This is a genomic window from Halobacillus sp. ABD4_316, assembly GCF_056161385.1.
In genome coordinates this window covers 388,513-406,006 of the sequence record NZ_JBSWZA010000001.1, presented here as the reverse complement: position 1 = coordinate 406,006, position 17,494 = coordinate 388,513, and the positions used below count along the sequence as shown (strand labels likewise).

21 protein-coding genes are annotated in these 17,494 nt (G+C 46.7%); all 21 read right to left on the bottom strand.

The window, feature by feature from the left end; genetic code table 11:
• Positions 1-39 precede the first annotated feature (39 nt).
• Positions 40-342 (bottom strand): flagellar hook-basal body complex protein FliE, encoded by a 303-nt coding sequence (fliE, locus tag ACXAJH_RS02250; RefSeq protein ID WP_474993447.1) that lies wholly within the window; start codon positions 340-342, stop codon positions 40-42.
• A 29-nt stretch (positions 343-371) separates the two neighbouring features.
• On the bottom strand, positions 372-821 hold the full coding sequence (gene flgC / locus ACXAJH_RS02245) for a flagellar basal body rod protein FlgC (protein ID WP_474968492.1): 450 nt from the start codon (positions 819-821) through the stop codon (positions 372-374).
• A 3-nt stretch (positions 822-824) separates the two neighbouring features.
• The gene (gene flgB, locus ACXAJH_RS02240) at positions 825-1,214 is read right to left on the bottom strand and encodes a flagellar basal body rod protein FlgB (protein ID WP_474970387.1); all 390 of its coding nucleotides are present in this window, start codon (positions 1,212-1,214) and stop codon (positions 825-827) included.
• 324 nt (positions 1,215-1,538) lie between these two features.
• Positions 1,539-2,318, bottom strand: a complete 780-nt coding sequence (gene codY, locus ACXAJH_RS02235; RefSeq protein ID WP_027954199.1) for a GTP-sensing pleiotropic transcriptional regulator CodY — start codon at positions 2,316-2,318, stop codon at positions 1,539-1,541.
• Positions 2,319-2,344: 26 nt separating this feature from the next.
• Positions 2,345-3,742 carry an HslU--HslV peptidase ATPase subunit gene (hslU, locus tag ACXAJH_RS02230; protein ID WP_474991897.1) on the bottom strand — a complete coding sequence of 466 codons (1,398 nt, stop codon included), beginning with the start codon at positions 3,740-3,742 and terminating at the stop codon, positions 2,345-2,347.
• Positions 3,743-3,754: 12 nt separating this feature from the next.
• Positions 3,755-4,300, bottom strand: a complete 546-nt coding sequence (hslV, locus tag ACXAJH_RS02225) for an ATP-dependent protease subunit HslV (RefSeq protein ID WP_027954197.1) — start codon at positions 4,298-4,300, stop codon at positions 3,755-3,757.
• 5 nt (positions 4,301-4,305) lie between these two features.
• Positions 4,306-5,205 (bottom strand): tyrosine recombinase XerC, encoded by a 900-nt coding sequence (gene xerC / locus ACXAJH_RS02220; RefSeq protein ID WP_474968490.1) that lies wholly within the window; start codon positions 5,203-5,205, stop codon positions 4,306-4,308.
• A 287-nt stretch (positions 5,206-5,492) separates the two neighbouring features.
• Positions 5,493-7,568: a type I DNA topoisomerase gene (gene topA / locus ACXAJH_RS02215; RefSeq protein WP_474968489.1), complete on the bottom strand. Its 2,076-nt coding sequence runs from the start codon at positions 7,566-7,568 to the stop codon at positions 5,493-5,495.
• Positions 7,569-7,726: 158 nt separating this feature from the next.
• Positions 7,727-8,608 (bottom strand): DNA-processing protein DprA, encoded by an 882-nt coding sequence (gene dprA / locus ACXAJH_RS02210; protein ID WP_474968488.1) that lies wholly within the window; start codon positions 8,606-8,608, stop codon positions 7,727-7,729.
• Between the two features lie 75 nt (positions 8,609-8,683).
• Positions 8,684-9,586 carry a succinate--CoA ligase subunit alpha gene (gene sucD / locus ACXAJH_RS02205; protein WP_027954193.1) on the bottom strand — a complete coding sequence of 301 codons (903 nt, stop codon included), beginning with the start codon at positions 9,584-9,586 and terminating at the stop codon, positions 8,684-8,686.
• Positions 9,587-9,603: 17 nt separating this feature from the next.
• Complete coding sequence (sucC, locus tag ACXAJH_RS02200; RefSeq protein ID WP_474968487.1) at positions 9,604-10,764, bottom strand: ADP-forming succinate--CoA ligase subunit beta; 1,161 nt, start codon at positions 10,762-10,764, stop codon at positions 9,604-9,606.
• Between the two features lie 215 nt (positions 10,765-10,979).
• Complete coding sequence (locus ACXAJH_RS02195) at positions 10,980-11,741, bottom strand: ribonuclease HII (RefSeq protein WP_474968486.1); 762 nt, start codon at positions 11,739-11,741, stop codon at positions 10,980-10,982.
• A gap of 101 nt (positions 11,742-11,842) precedes the next feature.
• Positions 11,843-12,685, bottom strand: coding sequence for a ribosome biogenesis GTPase YlqF (ylqF, locus tag ACXAJH_RS02190; RefSeq protein ID WP_474968485.1), 843 nt, complete (start codon positions 12,683-12,685; stop codon positions 11,843-11,845).
• 10 nt (positions 12,686-12,695) lie between these two features.
• Positions 12,696-13,247 carry a signal peptidase I gene (gene lepB / locus ACXAJH_RS02185; RefSeq protein WP_474971476.1) on the bottom strand — a complete coding sequence of 184 codons (552 nt, stop codon included), beginning with the start codon at positions 13,245-13,247 and terminating at the stop codon, positions 12,696-12,698.
• A 116-nt stretch (positions 13,248-13,363) separates the two neighbouring features.
• The gene (gene rplS, locus ACXAJH_RS02180) at positions 13,364-13,708 is read right to left on the bottom strand and encodes a 50S ribosomal protein L19 (protein ID WP_027954188.1); all 345 of its coding nucleotides are present in this window, start codon (positions 13,706-13,708) and stop codon (positions 13,364-13,366) included.
• 131 nt (positions 13,709-13,839) lie between these two features.
• On the bottom strand, positions 13,840-14,568 hold the full coding sequence (trmD, locus tag ACXAJH_RS02175; protein ID WP_474968483.1) for a tRNA (guanosine(37)-N1)-methyltransferase TrmD: 729 nt from the start codon (positions 14,566-14,568) through the stop codon (positions 13,840-13,842).
• Between the two features lies 1 nt (position 14,569).
• Entirely contained in the window at positions 14,570-15,085 is a 516-nt protein-coding gene (gene rimM / locus ACXAJH_RS02170) for a ribosome maturation factor RimM (RefSeq protein ID WP_474968482.1), read from the bottom strand.
• 4 nt (positions 15,086-15,089) lie between these two features.
• On the bottom strand, positions 15,090-15,476 hold the full coding sequence (locus ACXAJH_RS02165) for a YlqD family protein (RefSeq protein ID WP_474968481.1): 387 nt from the start codon (positions 15,474-15,476) through the stop codon (positions 15,090-15,092).
• Between the two features lie 66 nt (positions 15,477-15,542).
• Positions 15,543-15,770, bottom strand: a complete 228-nt coding sequence (locus ACXAJH_RS02160; protein WP_027954184.1) for a KH domain-containing protein — start codon at positions 15,768-15,770, stop codon at positions 15,543-15,545.
• 18 nt (positions 15,771-15,788) lie between these two features.
• Positions 15,789-16,058 (bottom strand): 30S ribosomal protein S16, encoded by a 270-nt coding sequence (rpsP, locus tag ACXAJH_RS02155; protein WP_160835583.1) that lies wholly within the window; start codon positions 16,056-16,058, stop codon positions 15,789-15,791.
• 90 nt (positions 16,059-16,148) lie between these two features.
• Entirely contained in the window at positions 16,149-17,489 is a 1,341-nt protein-coding gene (gene ffh / locus ACXAJH_RS02150) for a signal recognition particle protein (protein WP_027954182.1), read from the bottom strand.
• Positions 17,490-17,494 lie beyond the last annotated feature (5 nt).

Sequence of the window (17,494 nt, the reverse complement as noted above, 5' to 3'; positions counted from 1 at the left end):
TTCAACCGAATCGTATAATGCAAATCTTCTCATGAACTGCTATACCTGCATGCGCATCATTTCTTTATACGCGTCGATGACTTTGCTCTGCACTTCCACAGCTGTCTGCATCGTAATACCGGCTTTCTGGGATGCAATCATGACATCATGGAGATCATCGATGCCGCCGGTGGCAAGAGCCTTCGTTTTTTCGTCTGATACGACTTGAACGTGATTCAACTGATCCACGGCGTTCTTTAACTGACTGGAAAATGACTGATGGGCCTCACTCGGGGAAACCCCTTTCTGCCACTGTGACTGCACAGGTTCGGATATGGATTTCACACTCGTTAATGGATTCATTTCTGCCATCCGTTATCTATCCCCTTTCTTTATCTGCCAATCTCTAAAGCTTTCATCAGCATGCTTTTCGAAGCGTTCAGCGATGTAACGCTTGCTTCATATGAGCGTGTTGCACTCATCATATCCACCATTTCCTGCAGGGGATCCACGTTGGGAACTTGAACATATCCTTCATCATCCGCATCCGGATGGGACGGGTTGTACGCCATCTTGAAAGGTTCTTCGTCCTCCACAATTTCCGAAGCCTTCACACCTGATGTATGGCCGGTCTCTGTGGATTGCTGCAGGACGTGCTTGAAATCCTGCTTCTCCGGTTCCAAAACAACCATCTTCCGTTGGTATGGTTCCCACTCTCCATTTTCATTGATGGAAGCCCTCGTGGAATTCGCATTGGCAATGTTGGATGATGCCACATCCATACGCAGCCTCTGGGCCGTCAATGCGCTGCCGCTGGCGTTCATAGCCTGAAATATACTCATCGATTAACCACCACCTTTTAATACGGATTGAAGACTTTGAAACTTCCCGTTCATACGTTCCACGAGCGCTTGATATTGGATCTGGTTCTGTGCCAGCTCGTTCATCTCTTTATCTATATCCACATTGTTTCCGTTCGGATGATAGGATGAATCGTTTTTCTTATATGTAGTATAGGATTGACCAGCGCCACCGCTGAAGTTGATATGTCCGGCATGTGTAGTTTTCGTCTGGAACGACGTTTCCTTGGCAAGGATATCTTTGAATGCCACCCCTTCTGCCTTGTATCCCGGCGTATCTACATTGGCGATATTATTGGATAACGCTTTGTTTTTGGCCGCAGAATAATCAAGAGCACCCTGAAGGGACGTAAACGTGTCATTAAACAGGCTCACCTTTCCACCTCTATCCTTCATTCGACATTTTTTCCATATCCCATCTTCAATTTTAAAAAAATTACTTAAAATTTGTCTATACAATCCTGACTTTTTTTACGAGAGTATTACAAATAGTACATATTAACTATGATTAAATACCTTATAAAGTGTATGATAATGGAAAAATTGTCGAATAGAATCTTATAATGAACATTATGTCATAAAAGTGTGTCGAATAGTATGTATTTATTGGAATATAAAAAAATAATCCAATAGGCACAAAGAGAGGCAGGATGTTATAAAAAGGGTTTAAAAAAAAAGCAGGCACACGGCCTGCTTTTTTTAGTTTGTGCGAAGCTTCTGTAGCTCCAGCAAGAAATTATTATTAAGAACTTTAATATAGGTTCCCTTCATCCCAAGAGAACGGGACTCGATGACTCCTGCACTTTCCAGTTTGCGAAGTGCATTTACGATGACAGAACGGGTGATTCCCACGCGGTCGGCAATTTTACTTGCCACCAGCAGGCCTTCATTGCCTTCCAGTTCATCAAAAATGTGTTCAATGGCTTCAAGTTCGCTGTAGGACAGGGAGCTGATCGCCATTTGCACAACAGCTTTGCTCCGTGCTTCCTGCTCGATTTCCTCTGTTTTCTCATGAAGAATCTCCATGCCTACAACCGTGGCACCATATTCGGCTAGAAGCAGGTCATCGTCATTGAAATTTCCGTTAAGACGGCTCAGAATCAATGTACCGAGGCGCTGTCCGCCCCCGATGATTGGAACGATGGTTGTCAGACCGTTCTCAAACAAATCGCGGTTTTCAATAGGGAAGGCGGTATATTCACTGTCGATATCAATATCAGGGGTTGTCTCCTGGATATTGAACAGACTCTGGGTATACTCCTGAGGGAACTGGCGGTCAGAAAGCATCGCCTTCATACGCTCGTTCTCAATCTCCTGATTAATCGCAAAGCCGAGAAGCTTTCCGCGACGGCTCAGTACGAATGTGTTGGCTTCAATGACATCACGCATGGTAGCGGACATATCATTGAAGTCGACGGACTTTCCTGTTGTTTTCTGCAGCATTGCGTTGATCTTACGTGCACGATCTAGTAGTTTCATGTGCATTTCCTCCTTGTTGATCTCTCCTACAAGATAAATCGGCTGAGATCTTTGTTTTTAACAATTGATGATAATTTACTGTCTACATACTGTGGTGTAATTTCGATGGTTTCCATCATGACATCCGGAGCTTCAAACGAAAGATCCTCAAGCAGTTTTTCGAGAATCGTATGAAGTCTGCGGGCACCGATATTATCTGTTTCCTGATTCACTTCATGAGCGATTTCTGCGAGTCTGGTAACAGCATCGTCAGAAAATTCAACCTTTATACCTTCAATTTCAAGTAAAGCTTTATATTGTTTTAAAAGCGCATTGGAAGGCTCCATTAATATACGCTTGAAATCGGCCACACTGAGTTTGTTAAGCTCGACCCGGATCGGAAAGCGGCCCTGTAATTCAGGGATCAGGTCGGAGGGTTTGGACATATGGAAGGCGCCCGCTGCTACGAAGAGGATGTGATCGGTCGCTACAGGTCCATATTTCGTTACAATCGTGGATCCCTCCACAATCGGAAGAATATCACGCTGTACACCTTCACGGGATACATTCCCCTGGTTGTCCCCTTTTGCCGCGACCTTATCAATCTCATCGATAAAGATCATCCCGGACTGCTCTACTTTATAAACCGCTTCCTGTCCAACTTCATCCATATCCACAAGTTTTCCCGCTTCTTCCTGGGTCAGAACTTTTCTCGCTTCTGATACGGAAAGGCGGCGCTTTTTCTTTTTCTTAGGCATAAACTGGCTGAATGCATCCTGCATGTTCATCCCCATCTGTTCCATTCCTGAACCTTGGAGCATATCAAACATGGAAGACTGCGATTCTTCGACCTCTATCGTCACCATCCGGTCTTCCAGCTCACCCATATCAAGCTGGTGGCGGATCCGGCTCCGCTTCGTTTCGATTTCGGCTTCTTCCTGGGACTCGTCGGGTTGGTTGTCCTGCTGGCCATTTTGGTTAAACAGCATTTCAAAAGGATTCTTGAAATTATTATTCTGCTTCTTCTTGGATGGAACGAGAAGTTTAACCAGTCTCTTATCCGCCTGTTCTTCGGCCCGGTCCTTGACCGCGTCCATTTTCTCTTCCTTGACCATACGGACCGCCATTTCGACGAGGTCGCGCACCATGGATTCGACGTCACGGCCGACATAGCCGACTTCCGTGAATTTGGTGGCCTCTACTTTTACAAAAGGAGCGCCTGTAAGCTTGGCAAGCCTGCGGGCGATTTCTGTTTTACCAACGCCTGTCGGACCCATCATCAAAATATTCTTCGGAACAATTTCATCCTTCAGCTCATCGGTCAGCTGCATACGGCGGTAACGGTTCCTAAGAGCAATAGCGACGGAGCGTTTGGCGCTGTCCTGTCCAATAATGTATTGATCCAGTTTTTCTACAATTTGTTTAGGGGTTAACTGTATAGACATTCCTGGTCCTCCTTATTCGAGAACTTCCAAAACGATCTGATCATTTGTAAACACACAGATTTCTCCGGCAATTTCCAGCGCAGCTCTTGCGATATCCGGAGCGGACTGATCCGGGGAGTATCTCTTTAATGCGCGTCCGGCGCTGAGCGCAAAGTTTCCGCCGGATCCGATGGCAAGTATTCCGTCATCTGGTTCAATGACTTCCCCTGTTCCGGAGACGAGAAACATTTTTTCCTTATCCATTACAATCAACATGGCTTCAAGCTTTCTTAATACCTGGTCACTGCGCCACTCCTTGGCCAGTTCCACAGAGGCTCTTGCCAGATTGCCGTCATAACTTTCAAGCTTGCCTTCAAATTTCTCGAAAAGTGTAAAAGCATCGGCTACGGAACCGGCGAAGCCGGCGAGTACCTGATCGTTGAACAGTCTTCTCACTTTCCTGGCTGTATGCTTCATCACTACCTGATTTCCTAATGTCACCTGTCCGTCCCCGCTCATGGCTGACTTCCCATTGTGCTGGACGGCGAAAATAGTCGTTGCGTGAAATTGCTGATCCATATGATTCACCTCTTATTCGCTCTTGGATGGCTGTTCATATATACATTTCTCAGTCGATCCTTGGTTACATGCGTATAGATCTGCGTGGAAGATAAATGCTCATGGCCGAGCAGTTCCTGAACGGACCGCATATCAGCCCCCTCGTTCAGCATATGTGTAGCAAACGTATGCCGGAGCTTATGAGGGTGAACATCCACAGTTAACGCAGCTTCTTTCACCATTTTATTTAAAATCAAACGAATTCCATCAGCCGTAAGCGGTCCACCCCGGGCATTGAGAAACAATGTCCGGACAGGGTCCTTTTGTTTAGACGATAAGTCAAGACGGCCGTCTTCCATGTATGTTCGGAGCGCTTGTGAAGCTGACTTTCCAAAAGGAACATACCGCTCTTTTCTTCCCTTTCCGAGGACAAGAGCTGTGTTCAGGGAAAAGTCCAGGTCTCCTGTTTTCAACTGGACACATTCACTCACACGAATCCCCGTTCCATACAACAGTTCGAGAAGAGCCTGATTTCTCTGTCCGAGTGGATCTGTCAGATCACTGACTTGAAAAAGCTGATCCAGTTCCTGTTCATAAAAGAAATTAGGAATAGGAGCTTCCGCTTTAGGAAGCGACACATTGGCGAACGGGTTGCTGTCAAACCAATTCTCCCTTTCTAAATACTTAAAAAAACTCCGGAGGCTGGACACTTTCCTGGAAACAGTTTTTCTCGCGTACCCTGCTTCATACTGCTTTGTTAAAAATACTCGGACGGTCGAATAATCACAGCTCTCAATGGCTGTCCCTTCCGCATGAAGGAAAGTATAGAACTCATCAATATCTCTGCCGTAATGCTTGATTGTCAGAGGCGACGCATTCTTTTCAATCTGAAGGTACTCCATAAACGATTCTTTATAGGAATGCATGAGTTTTTCACCTCACAAAGGCGATTAAATTTTATCACACCATTGACTGAATAAACAATGGATTTAATTAAAATGTAACAAAATTCTGAATTGTTTCCAAGTCTAAACAATTAATTGGAAAAGATTACAGGATTTCCGGCTCCAGCTGCTGTGCCATCAGTGCTGTCAAGTATGTAGCCTTACCAAAGCGTAATTATAGCGTCCAACTCCACCCGTGTCAATTAAAATAATTGGAAAGAGCCTATGACTATAAGGATAGTCATAGGCTCTTGAAAATATAACAGGACTCAAGCCTGCGGTTCTTCTTTATAATCACAGCTGGTACATTGGATCTGGGTACCTTTCTTGACTTTCTTCTCTACAAGCAGCGACTCACATTTCGGACATGGCCGGCTGATCGGTTTATCCCAGGAAATAAAGTCGCAGTCCGGATAGTTTTCACATCCAAAGAACTTCCGATTTTTCTTACTTTTTCTTTCTACTACTTCTCCGTCTTTACACTTCGGACAAGTGACTCCGACTTTCTTCAAAATCGGCTTCGTATTCCGGCACTCCGGGAAGTTGGAACAGGCAAGGAACTTTCCATAGCGTCCCATCTTATAAACCATTTCATGGCCGCATTTTTCACAATCAATGCCTGCCGGCTCATCCTTAATTTCCACTTCTTCCATTTCTTTTTCTGCTTTTTCCAGTCTCGGCTGAAAACCTTGATAGAACTGGCCGATAATGTTGACCCATTCCTCTTTGCCTTCTTCAATGGCATCCAGGTCATCTTCCATTTCCTTCGTAAACGCCGCATCAATGATTTCCGGAAAGTACTCGCGCAGCTGATCAAGGACGATTTCGCCAAGCTCGGTTGGAACAAATCGTTTATTATCCAATGCGACATATCCGCGGCGCTGGATGGTATCAAGCGTAGGGGCGTAAGTGGAAGGGCGTCCAATCCCCAGTTCTTCCAGCGTTTTTACAAGGCGCGCTTCGGTATAGCGTGGAGGCGGCTGAGTGAAGTGCTGGTTCGGCTTGATTTCCTCTGCCTTCACCGTCATGCCTTCTTCGAGATGAGGCAGGAGTTTATCCTTTTCCTTCTTGTTGTCATCATTGCCTTCGACATAGACTTTCATGAAACCTTTGAATTTGACCTCAGAGCCCGTCGCACGGAACTCCACCCCTTCATTGGTCATGTGTACGGTCATCGTGTCAAGGACAGCCGGTGCCATTTGACTGGCTATGAAACGGTCCCAGATCAGCTTATAAAGACGGTACTGGTCCCTGGAGAGGATACTCTTCATCGCTTTAGGGTCTCGATCAGCCCCTGTCGGCCGGATCGCTTCGTGGGCATCCTGTGCCCCTTCCTGCTTTTTAGCCGCTTTGCCGGCACCAAGAAACTCTTTCCCGAAATTGTTTTCCACGTACTGTTTGGCATCATCCTTTGCAGAATTCGAAAGACGTGTGGAGTCGGTACGCATATAGGTGATCAAACCAGTGATCCCCTGTTTGCCTCCGAGATCAATCCCTTCATAAAGCTGCTGGGCAATCATCATCGTCTTCTTAGCCCTGAAGTTGAGCTTTCGCGCCGCTTCCTGCTGGAGGGAGGACGTTGTGAATGGAAGCGAAGGATTCCGCCGCCTTTCCCGCTTGTTTACTTTGTCTACTGTAAAGTTTCTGCCATCCAGACGGGACTGGATCGTTTCCACATCCTGCTGAGTCTTAAGTTCCTGCTTCTTACCATCGACACCGTAGAAAGACCCTTCAAAAGGCTCCTTCTCCTTCAGGAAATCAGCTTCAATCGTCCAGTATTCTTCAGGCTGGAATTTCTTGATTTCATTCTCGCGGTCAATAATAATTTTTACTGCAACGGATTGTACGCGCCCGGCACTCAGCCCTTTTTTCACCTTTTTCCAGAGAATCGGGCTGATGTTGTATCCTACAAGTCTGTCAAGAATACGTCTGGCCTGCTGAGCGTCCACAAGATCGGAATCGATGCTCCGCGGCTGTTTAAAGGAATCTTTAATGGCTTCTTTAGTGATCTCATTAAATACGACACGGCATTTGGACTGGTCATCAATGTCCAGGCTGTGGGCAAGGTGCCAGGCGATGGCTTCCCCTTCACGGTCGGGGTCGGCTGCAAGATAGACTTTCTTAGCCTTCTTAGCGGCCGTCTTCAACTCTTTTAATACCGGACCTTTGCCTCGTATCGTAATGTACTTCGGTTCAAATTCATGTTCCACGTCCACACCCATTTGACTCTTTGGAAGGTCACGGACATGCCCGAGGGAAGCTTTAACTTTATATTTTTTTCCAAGATAGCGTTCAATTGTTTTTGCTTTTGCAGGTGATTCCACTATTACAAGATAATCTGCCATACAGGTTCCTCCCATAGAGGTGTTTTCTCTATAAATTTTACATAAAATAAATCTTCCCTATTATTAAATACAATGAAACCGTTTGTCAAACCGGTCCTCTCTCTTTATTAGGGAATAACGACTAATTCTTCTTAGTACTGTACCACCTTTGTCACCGATTATTCAAATTTTTCAAACCAGTCTTCAGCTATGTCTTGGTACGTGTGAACAAGCTTGGCCCCTTCATTTATAAGGTGGTGGCACCCCTCACTTGTCGGGCTTCCCGCCGGACCTGGAAGGGCATACACACTTCTCCCCTGCTCCAGAGCCTGATCCACCGTAATCATTGTCCCACTTCTCATTTTTGCTTCAATGACAAATGTGGCTGGGCTCAATCCTGAAATAAGCCGGTTACGTTCAGGGAAGTGATATTTCTTCGGCGGTATATCAGGAGGGTATTCACTAATGACTATATGATGATCAGCCATTTGTTTATACAAAGAAAGATTGTTTGAAGGGTAAATATGCTCAAAACCCGACCCAAGAACAGCAGCCGTCTTCCCCCCATTATAAACAGCGAGGGTGTGCGCATACTGATCAATTCCATAAGCCATCCCGCTGACAATCAAAGCTCCCTGATGAATGAGTGGGGTGAGCACCTGTTTCATTGCCGGGAAAGCGTAGGAAGAGGGTTTTCTTGTACCGATAACGCTGAGGGAAAAAACGTTGGAGAGTAGATGGGGATGGCCCTCCATATATAACACGAGAGGAGGGTCGGGAATGGTACGGAACATAGGAGGAAACTGGTCATCAAACCACGTTAAAATGGTATACCTCCGAAGATAGTTGTCGAGTTTCTTCATTATATTAGGGTCTTTCAGCCTTCGATAAATCATTTGGGAGGTGCGGATAGGAGTGCCTGTTAAAGAAGCGAATTCTTTTGGGGAAAGGTTTGTGAGGAAATCAAGTTCAGGGTCCGATGTCAGCAGGGTTCTTATTCGTGCTCTGCTTATTATCGAAAGACTGTGCAGGCCGATCAGTCTGATTCGTTTGGAATTCATACAGCACCTCATTTGTATTGGATTTCATGATAAGGAGACCGCATCTGTATCGATACGGCCTCCCCGGGCTACCTTTTAATGGGTCTTACATTTATCGAAAAGATTTTCATTTTTCAACACTTCAATAAGGGTTTCTCCCATGACAGACGGAGTCTCTGCCACTTGAATCCCACACTCATTCATGACACGGATTTTCTCATCCGCTGTTCCTTTACCTCCGGAAATGATGGCACCCGCGTGCCCCATACGTTTCCCTGGAGGGGCTGTTCTGCCTCCGATAAAGCCGACAACAGGTTTGTTCATGTTCGCTTTCACCCATTCAGCCGCTTCTTCCTCAGCAGTGCCTCCGATTTCACCAATCATAATGACCGCTTCTGTATCGTCATCCTCATTGAAGGCTTTTAAGACATCAATAAAGTCGGTTCCATTTACAGGGTCACCACCGATACCGACGGCTGTTGATTGACCGATCCCTGCCTCAGAAAGCTGGTGTACGGCTTCATACGTCAATGTACCGGATCGGGATACTACCCCAACATGGCCTTTCTTATGGATGTATCCAGGCATGATGCCGATTTTACATTCATCCGGCGTAATCACTCCCGGGCAGTTCGGCCCGACAAGACGGGTCTTCCTGCCTTCCATATACCGTTTCACTTTAATCATATCCAGAACAGGAATATGTTCGGTAATGCAGATGGCCAGATCCATTTCTGCATCTGTCGCTTCCATGATGGCATCTGCAGCAAATGGGGCAGGTACATAGATGACCGAAGCGTTGGCACCTGTTTTTTCAACCGCTTCTGACACGGTATTGAATACGGGAATGCCTTCCACTTCTGTACCGCCTTTGCCTGGTGTTACTCCACCGACGATCTGTGTGCCGTATTCCACCATCTGCTTGGTGTGAAACAAGGCTGTTGATCCTGTAATCCCTTGAACAATCACTTTAGTATCCTTGTTAATAAATACACTCATCTCATTCCCCGCCTTTCCTACTTCACTAGTTCCACGATTTTTTGTGCGCCTTCTGCCATGGAATCTGCAGAAGTAATGTTCAAACCGGATTCATCAAGGATTTTCTTCCCGTCCTCGACGTTGGTTCCTTCGAGTCGGACAACAAGCGGAAGCGTCAAACCGATCTGCTTCGTCGCTGCAACGACACCTTCAGCAATGACATCACATTTCATAATGCCTCCGAAAATGTTAACGAAAATCCCTTTTACGTTATCGTCGGATAGAATAATTTTGAAAGCCTCGGTGACTTTCTCCGTCGTCGCACCGCCGCCGACATCAAGGAAGTTCGCCGGATCACCGCTGTAGTGCTTGATTGTATCCATCGTCGCCATAGCCAGTCCAGCGCCGTTAACCATGCAGCCGATATTGCCATCCAGGGCGATATAGCTGAGGTCATACTTGGATGCTTCCACTTCTTTCGGATCTTCTTCATCCAGATCACGAAGCTCCATGATATCTTTTTGACGGAATAGAGCATTGTCGTCAAAATTCAATTTTGTATCCAGGGCAAGGACATCTCCGTCTCCAGTCGTGACCAGGGGATTGATTTCAGCTACGGAGCAGTCCTTTTTAACGAACACATCATACAATCCAAGCATGAACTTGACCGCTTTACCGACGGCTTCTTTAGGGATGTTGATATTGAATGCCAGACGTCTTGCCTGGAAAGGAGTCAGACCTGTAACCGGATCAATGACTTCCTTGAAGATTTTTTCCGGAGTTTCAGATGCCACTTCCTCAATCTCCGTACCACCCTCCTCAGAGGCCATCATCGTTACACGGCTTGTCGCGCGGTCAAGGACAAGGCCGACATAATATTCACTTTGAATGTCGCACCCTTCCTCGATGAGTAAGCGCTTAACTTCTTTGCCTTCTGGTCCAGTCTGATGGGTGACAAGCGTTGAACCTAGTATGTCATCGGCATATGTACGGACTTCATCAAGATTTTTGGCGATTTTCACTCCGCCCGCTTTTCCACGCCCACCTGCATGGATCTGCGCTTTCACGACAGTAACGCTGCTGCCAAGCTTCTCTGCTGCCTCAACAGCTTCATCGACTGTATAAGCTACGTATCCATTTGGCACAGAAACGCCAAAATCACGCATGATTTGTTTTCCTTGATACTCATGAATGTTCATGTTTCATCCTCCCATCAATTTTCACTGCATGTACATTGTATAAAAAAACGCTGTCAATTGTCCATAAAAAGCGTGATATCTGTCGAAAAATTCAATAGATTAACAAAAATTATCTTATGTAAACAAAAGGAAGCAGGAACCAGTCCGATCCGGCTCCCCCCCTGTTCCTGCTTCCTTTGAAGAGGCTGTTTCAATAACGAAAACGCCCCCTCCTTCTAGAGCATGTTTTTAACGGGAGCAAAGGTTTTCCTGTGTACAGGGGTGATTCCATAGATTTCAAGGGCCCTAAGATGATCTTTTGTTCCATAGCCCTGGTTGGACTTGAACTGGTAACCCGGATACACTTCATCGAGCTCTGCCATCATCCGGTCCCTCGTTACCTTGGCAACCACACTGGCTGCAGCGATCGATACACTCCGCTGGTCCCCCTTGATCAGTTTCGTTTCACTCCATCCGTCACCGAGCGTCATCGCATCGACCAGAAGGTGATCCGGCTCGTGTTTCAACTGGGATACGGCCCGTTTCATAGCGAGCCTGGCGGCCTGATAGATATTGAGCTGATCGATTTCCCTGCTGGATACAATACCGGCTGCCCAGTCGGCATCTCTCGTAATCTGTTCATAGAAACTTTCCCGCCTGGATTCTGAAAGCTGCTTGGAATCATAGAGACCTTCCAAATAATAATCATCGGGAAGGACAACCGCTCCTGCGACGACCGGACCAGCAAGCGGCCCCCTGCCGGCTTCATCAATACCGCATACATACTGGCGCTCACCTGCCCAGGCTTTTTTTTCAAACTCGAGCATGTCTTCATACTGCTTTCGAAGGGCTTCTCTTTTCTTCTGCCTGTCTGTATACTGCTTTAACAGCTGCTGGACCCCTTTGCGGGTATCCCCGGACAGTTCCTCCCATTCGGCTTCTGTCGGCTTCTGTGCCTGCAGCATGGCTTTAATTTCATTGATTGTACGTTTGGACATGATGGCTCCTCCGTTTCTTTTCGTTCGACTGTCGGAACTACAAGGTTCACACCCATAAAAAAAGCGCTCCAGGCACGGGCCTGCAGCGCTCATTCCTGCATCTATTCAGGAGTTTCCAGACTGATCAGCCCGAGTTTTCCTGTGCGTAAATCCTGAAGAATAATATCGGACACTTTTTCAAAATTCACGTGGCCCCCGCTTTCCAGGCAGCCCCGTTTTTTACCAATGTGCTCAAAAACGTCCATCATATCATCAACCTGGTCCAACCCGAACCGATGTTCAAGCATACTTGGATATTCCCGGCTGAGAAAATCAATCACGTAGGCGGCCACATCTTCCTTAGGCAGAATTTGATCCTTGATCGTTCCGATGGACGCGAGACGGTATCCGACCTCTTCTTCCTCAAATTTAGGCCAAAGGATTCCCGGTGTATCCAGCAGTTCAAATTCTTTCTTCACTTTAATCCACTGCTGTTTCGTCGTAACCCCTGGTTTATCTCCCGTTTTGGCGGCTCTTTTATTTACAAGACGGTTGATCAGCGTCGATTTTCCGACGTTCGGGATACCGATAATCATCGCTCTTGATGCTCTTGGACGAATGCCCTTGGCCACGAGCTTATCGATTTTTTCCTTCCCGAGGGCTTTTGCCTTCTGAATTACCCGCTGGACATCCTGCTTTTGATTGGCTTCAATCGCAACAGCGGGAATACTTTTGTTTTGGAAATAGTCAATCCACTGTTCTGTGACTGCAGGATCAGCCAGATCCTTTTTCATCAGCACAACCATTTTCGGCTTTTCCTGAAGAATCCCGTGAAGCATCGGGTTCTGTGAAGATAAAGGTGCTCGGGCATCGACAAGTTCAATGACAAAGTCGACGAGCTTTAATTTTTCTGCTACTTCCCGTTTCGCTTTTGCCATGTGCCCGGGAAACCATTGTATACTCATGTAAATCCTCCTAATTAACGATACGGATGCGGTCCAGCGGCCAGTAGGATAACACAGCTTCTCCAACCAGCTGTTCTTCCGGAATCATGCCGAGGACGCGGCTGTCGGTGGAGTTGTCCCGGTTATCCCCAAGAACAAAGACATGACCTTCAGGCACTTCCTCAAAACCACCTGGAATGTCCTCTTCCATCCTGAAGTCGCTGGTCAGTATGCTGCCTTCCGGAAGCTGTGCCTTTCTTTCCTCAAGAAAGGGCTCCTCCACCCGTTCGCCATTCACATATAACTGATCATTTTCATAGGCGATGTGATCCCCTGGGATACCGATGACCCGTTTTATGTAATCTTTCTGTTCTGTTGCATGAAAAACGACGACATCAAACCGATCAGGAGAAGTCAGACGTTTATGCAGCTTACTCACAATGAGGTGATCTCCACTATGAAGTGTCGTAAGCATAGACGGTCCTTCGACGACAACAGGTGCAAAAATAAATACCCGTACAATCACTGCCAGAACAGCAGCGATGGCAAATGCTTTGACCCAGTCCAACCACTGTTGCTTCATTTCCCCACTTCCCTGTCTTATGACGTTCATCTCCGCTGTTTTCATCGTATAACAGCTGGAACTTATTATAAAGTAGAAAAAAGGAGCTTGGCATACGCAAGCTCCTTTTCACCGGTTTAGATAATTTCTTTAATACGTGCTGCTTTACCACGAAGGTTACGTAGATAGTAAAGTTTCGCACGGCGTACTTTACCACGACGAGAACGTTCGATTTTAGCAATACGTGGTGAATGAACTGGGAATGTACGCTCAACACCTGTGCCGTAAGTAATCTTACGAACTGTGAATGTTTCGCTGATTCCACCGTTCTGACGTTTAATAACAACACCTTCGAATACCTGGATACGCTCACGGGTGCCCTCGACAACCTTCACGTGTACTTTGACAGTGTCACCAGGACGGAAGTCAGGGTGATCTGTACGAAGCTGTTCTTTTGTAATGTCATGAATCAACTGTTGCATGATCTTCACTCCTTTTTAACTAATGCTCTTGTCTTCTAAGAGGCAGCGGAACATCGTTTTCCACTTAAACCGATCGTTTAAGCACAAAATTTAATATACCATACAGGGAGAAAAACTTCAACCGCCGGCTGTTATTTTTTCCACTCTTCCAGCCACGTTTTTTCCTGATCCGACAGCTCTTTTTTCTCTAAGAGATCCGGTCTGCGTTCATACGTACGCTTCAGAGACTCTTTGTGTCTCCACTCATCAATTTTAGCGTGATTGCCCGAGAGAAGGACATCAGGGACCTTCATCCCACGGAAATCCGCCGGCCGTGTATAATGAGGATGCTCCAGAAGGCCGTTGGAAAAGGAATCCATCGGAGCCGACTGTTCATTTCCGAGCACCCCGGGAAGCAGACGGACAACGGAATCAATGACAACCATAGCTCCGAGTTCACCACCAGTGAGCACGTAGTCTCCAATGGAAATTTCATCGGTCACGAGCTCTTGGCGGATGCGCTCATCATATCCTTCATAATGGCCGCAGATAAATACAAGATGGTCTTCCTCAGAAAGCTCTTCCGCCTTCTGCTGGGAATAAGGTTCCCCCTGCGGACAAAGCAGGACGACGCGTGGAGGCTTTTCCGATTTTTCCCGGATGGCCTCAATGCTGTCGAAAATCGGCTGAGGGGAGAGTACAAGACCGGCTCCACCCCCGTAAGGATAGTCATCCACCTTATTATGCTTACTTGTTGTGTAATCACGGAAATTCACATATTCATATGAAAAAGCCTGCTGCTCCCGAGCCCGCTTCATAATGGAATTCTGCAGGACACCTTCGAACATTTCTGGAAACAGCGTTAATATATCGATATGCATGTCAGTCCAGCAGCCCTTCTATTGGATCGATGATGATCGTTTTTTCCGTTGGATTTACCTTCTTCACAACCGGCTCGATATAAGGGATCAAAAGATCTTTGCTTCCCCGGCGTTGAACGACCCATACGTCGTTGGCGCCCGGTGTCAGGATTTCTTTGATAACCCCTAGTTCTTCCCCTGATTCAAGGTAGACGGTACATCCGATAATCTCATGAAAATAAAATTCATGATCCCCGAGTTCTTCCTGTTCCTCTTCTGAAACCATCAAGGTCACGTTCTTCAACGGTTCCACATCATTAATGGATGGAAGATCCTCAAAGCTGATCAGGTCGAATCCTTTATGGACCCGGTGACTGCGGACGACCAAAGTTTTTGTTTCCTGTTTATCACTTACCCAATACAAAAGCTGCCCGGGCTGGAAGCGTTCCTCGAAATCCGTGATTCGATGGACTTTCACTTCTCCTTTGATCCCATGTGTGTTAATGATTTTTCCGACATTAAACATTTGTCTATCCATGTTATTACCTCGCTCGTATGACTTTTCCATCTTTAATGGTGATCTGGCGGTCCTGGATAATGTCTTCCCACACGTCACCTTCCTCGATCGTGACTAGCGTGTCGACTTCATCCGTTTCCAGCTCACTTCCATCCGGAAGGATATCGAGCTGTTTACGCTGATATTCCATCCACCTGAGCTGATCTCTCCGGCGGCTGATCTCACGGGAAAACCTCCGCTCCACTTCCTGTTTGGATACACCGGGTTTGCGCTCCAGTTTTTTCTGTTCAAAAGCAAGCTGCCGGCATTCTTCATCAAGCTGGCGCTCCCTCTGGTTGAACCTTTCTTTAAGCTGGGCCCGGCTGGAATCTGTCAGGACTTGTTTGACAGGTACTTTTCTAATGATCTGCATGCGCTGACCGCCTCCCTACCCTTAAGATTACATAGTAAAAAAGGGAAAGGTTCTCCCTCTCCCTTCTTACATGATATCCAAATAGATTCTTTTATCAGAATCAGAGCCTGCCGCATACACGACAGTTCGAATCGCTTTCGCTATCCGCCCGTTTTTTCCGATCACCTTACCGACATCATCCGGATGGACGGAAAGATGATACACCATTTTGTGCTCTTCTTCTTTCACATCCACCTTGATGTCATCAGGATGATCGACAAGCGGAGTGACGATCGTTTCGATTAAGGCTTTCATGATATCACCACTATTTTATTATTGGTTTTTCTTATCGTGGAACTGCTTCATGATGCCTTCGTTAGAGAATAGGTTACGGACTGTATCGCTCGGCTTGGCACCGTTGGACATCCAGTCGATCGCCTTGTCAGCGTCGATTTTAACCTCAACTGGGTTTACAACCGGGTTATATGTTCCAATCTGCTCGATGATGCGGCCATCACGAGGAGAGCGGGAATCTGCAACTACTACACGATAAAATGGGTTACGCTTGGATCCCATACGTTTTAGGCGAATTTTTACTGCCATATTTAACAACCTCCAAAATTTCTTTAATTAATTGTTTCACACAGAATTAGATTTTAGCAGAACTTCAAGGGTGTGTAAAGGTTTTTTCCATTACATAAACGGAAATTTCATTCCGCGGCCTTTTTTCCCTTTGGTATTGCTCATCTGCTTCATCATTTTCTTCATTTCTTCAAACTGTTTCAAAAGACGGTTGACTTCTGAAACAGATGTACCTGAACCTTTGGCAATCCGTTTTTTACGGCCTGCATTCATCAGGGAAGGATCCTGACGCTCATGCTTGGTCATAGACTGAATAATTGCTTCCACATGGACAATCTGCTTATCGTCAAAGGAGACATTCTGCAGTCCCTTCATCTTGTTGGCCCCGGGAATCATATTCAAAATCTCATCAAGGGGCCCCATGTTCTTCACCTGCTCCATCTGCTCAAGGAAATCCTCAAACGTGAAAGAAGCATTTCTCATTTTAGATTCCAGCTCTTTGGCCTGTTTTTCATCGACCTGTGTCTGAGCCTTTTCAATAAGAGTGAGCACATCTCCCATACCGAGGATACGGGAGGCCATACGCTCGGGATGGAAAACTTCAAGCTGATCCAGCTTTTCCCCCATACCGGCGAATTTGATCGGTTTTCCAGTGACAGCCTTGATGGACAGTGCTGCACCACCACGGGTGTCGCCATCAAGCTTCGTCAAAAGAACGCCGCTGACATCCAGCTGTTCATCAAAGCTTTCCGCTACGTTGACGGCATCCTGTCCGGTCATGGAGTCGACGACAAGGAAAATTTCATCCGGATTGACAGCATCCTTGATCTGCTGCAGTTCCCCCATAAGATCTCCGTCAATATGAAGGCGGCCGGCGGTATCGATAAGAACATAATCGTGATGTTCCTCTTTCGCTTTGGCAACCGCATTACGCGCAATATCCACAGGGTCTGCCTCTGTCCCTTCAGCGTGCACCGGCATGCCCAGCTGCTTCCCGAGCGTTTCCAGCTGCTGGATGGCGGCCGGACGATAGACGTCAGCAGCAACCAGCATCGGGTTGCGGTTGTAACTTTTACGAAGAAGGTTCGCCAGTTTTCCCGTGGTCGTGGTTTTACCGGCACCCTGAAGACCAACCATCATAATGACGGTTGGAGGACGCTTGGCTACGGCAATTTTACTTTCATTGCCGCCCATGAGCTCGGTCAGCTCTTCTTGAACGACTTTAATGACCTGCTGGCCCGGAGTCAGACTTTCCATAACTTCCTGGCCGACTGCCCGTTCACGGATACGTTTGACGAAATCCTTCACTACTTTGAAGTTAACATCGGCCTCGAGGAGGGCGAGACGGACTTCCCGCGTCATCTCTTTTACGTCTTGTTCGGTTACCTTCCCTTTGCCTTTGATTTTTTTAATCGTTTCCTGCAAACGGTCGGATAAACCTTCAAATGCCATCGAAG

Coding starts and splice junctions, on each gene's coding strand:
- fliE (WP_474993447.1), bottom strand. CDS start 342: ATGAATCCATTAACGAGTGTGAAATCCATATCCGAACCTGTGCAGTCA.
- flgC (WP_474968492.1), bottom strand. CDS start 821: ATGAGTATATTTCAGGCTATGAACGCCAGCGGCAGCGCATTGACGGCC.
- codY (WP_027954199.1), bottom strand. CDS start 2,318: ATGAAACTACTAGATCGTGCACGTAAGATCAACGCAATGCTGCAGAAA.
- hslU (WP_474991897.1), bottom strand. CDS start 3,742: ATGTCTATACAGTTAACCCCTAAACAAATTGTAGAAAAACTGGATCAA.
- hslV (WP_027954197.1), bottom strand. CDS start 4,300: ATGGATCAGCAATTTCACGCAACGACTATTTTCGCCGTCCAGCACAAT.
- xerC (WP_474968490.1), bottom strand. CDS start 5,205: ATGCATTCCTATAAAGAATCGTTTATGGAGTACCTTCAGATTGAAAAG.
- topA (WP_474968489.1), bottom strand. CDS start 7,568: ATGGCAGATTATCTTGTAATAGTGGAATCACCTGCAAAAGCAAAAACA.
- dprA (WP_474968488.1), bottom strand. CDS start 8,608: ATGAATTCCAAACGAATCAGACTGATCGGCCTGCACAGTCTTTCGATA.
- sucD (WP_027954193.1), bottom strand. CDS start 9,586: ATGAGTGTATTTATTAACAAGGATACTAAAGTGATTGTTCAAGGGATT.
- sucC (WP_474968487.1), bottom strand. CDS start 10,764: ATGAACATTCATGAGTATCAAGGAAAACAAATCATGCGTGATTTTGGC.
- ACXAJH_RS02195 (WP_474968486.1), bottom strand. CDS start 11,741: ATGTCCAAACGTACAATCAATGAAATTAAAGCCATGCTGCAGGCACAG.
- ylqF (WP_474968485.1), bottom strand. CDS start 12,685: ATGAGTATACAATGGTTTCCCGGGCACATGGCAAAAGCGAAACGGGAA.
- lepB (WP_474971476.1), bottom strand. CDS start 13,247: ATGAAGCAACAGTGGTTGGACTGGGTCAAAGCATTTGCCATCGCTGCT.
- rplS (WP_027954188.1), bottom strand. CDS start 13,708: ATGCAACAGTTGATTCATGACATTACAAAAGAACAGCTTCGTACAGAT.
- trmD (WP_474968483.1), bottom strand. CDS start 14,568: ATGCATATCGATATATTAACGCTGTTTCCAGAAATGTTCGAAGGTGTC.
- rimM (WP_474968482.1), bottom strand. CDS start 15,085: ATGGATAGACAAATGTTTAATGTCGGAAAAATCATTAACACACATGGG.
- ACXAJH_RS02165 (WP_474968481.1), bottom strand. CDS start 15,476: ATGCAGATCATTAGAAAAGTACCTGTCAAACAAGTCCTGACAGATTCC.
- ACXAJH_RS02160 (WP_027954184.1), bottom strand. CDS start 15,770: ATGAAAGCCTTAATCGAAACGATCGTCACTCCGCTTGTCGATCATCCT.
- rpsP (WP_160835583.1), bottom strand. CDS start 16,058: ATGGCAGTAAAAATTCGCCTAAAACGTATGGGATCCAAGCGTAACCCA.
- ffh (WP_027954182.1), bottom strand. CDS start 17,489: ATGGCATTTGAAGGTTTATCCGACCGTTTGCAGGAAACGATTAAAAAA.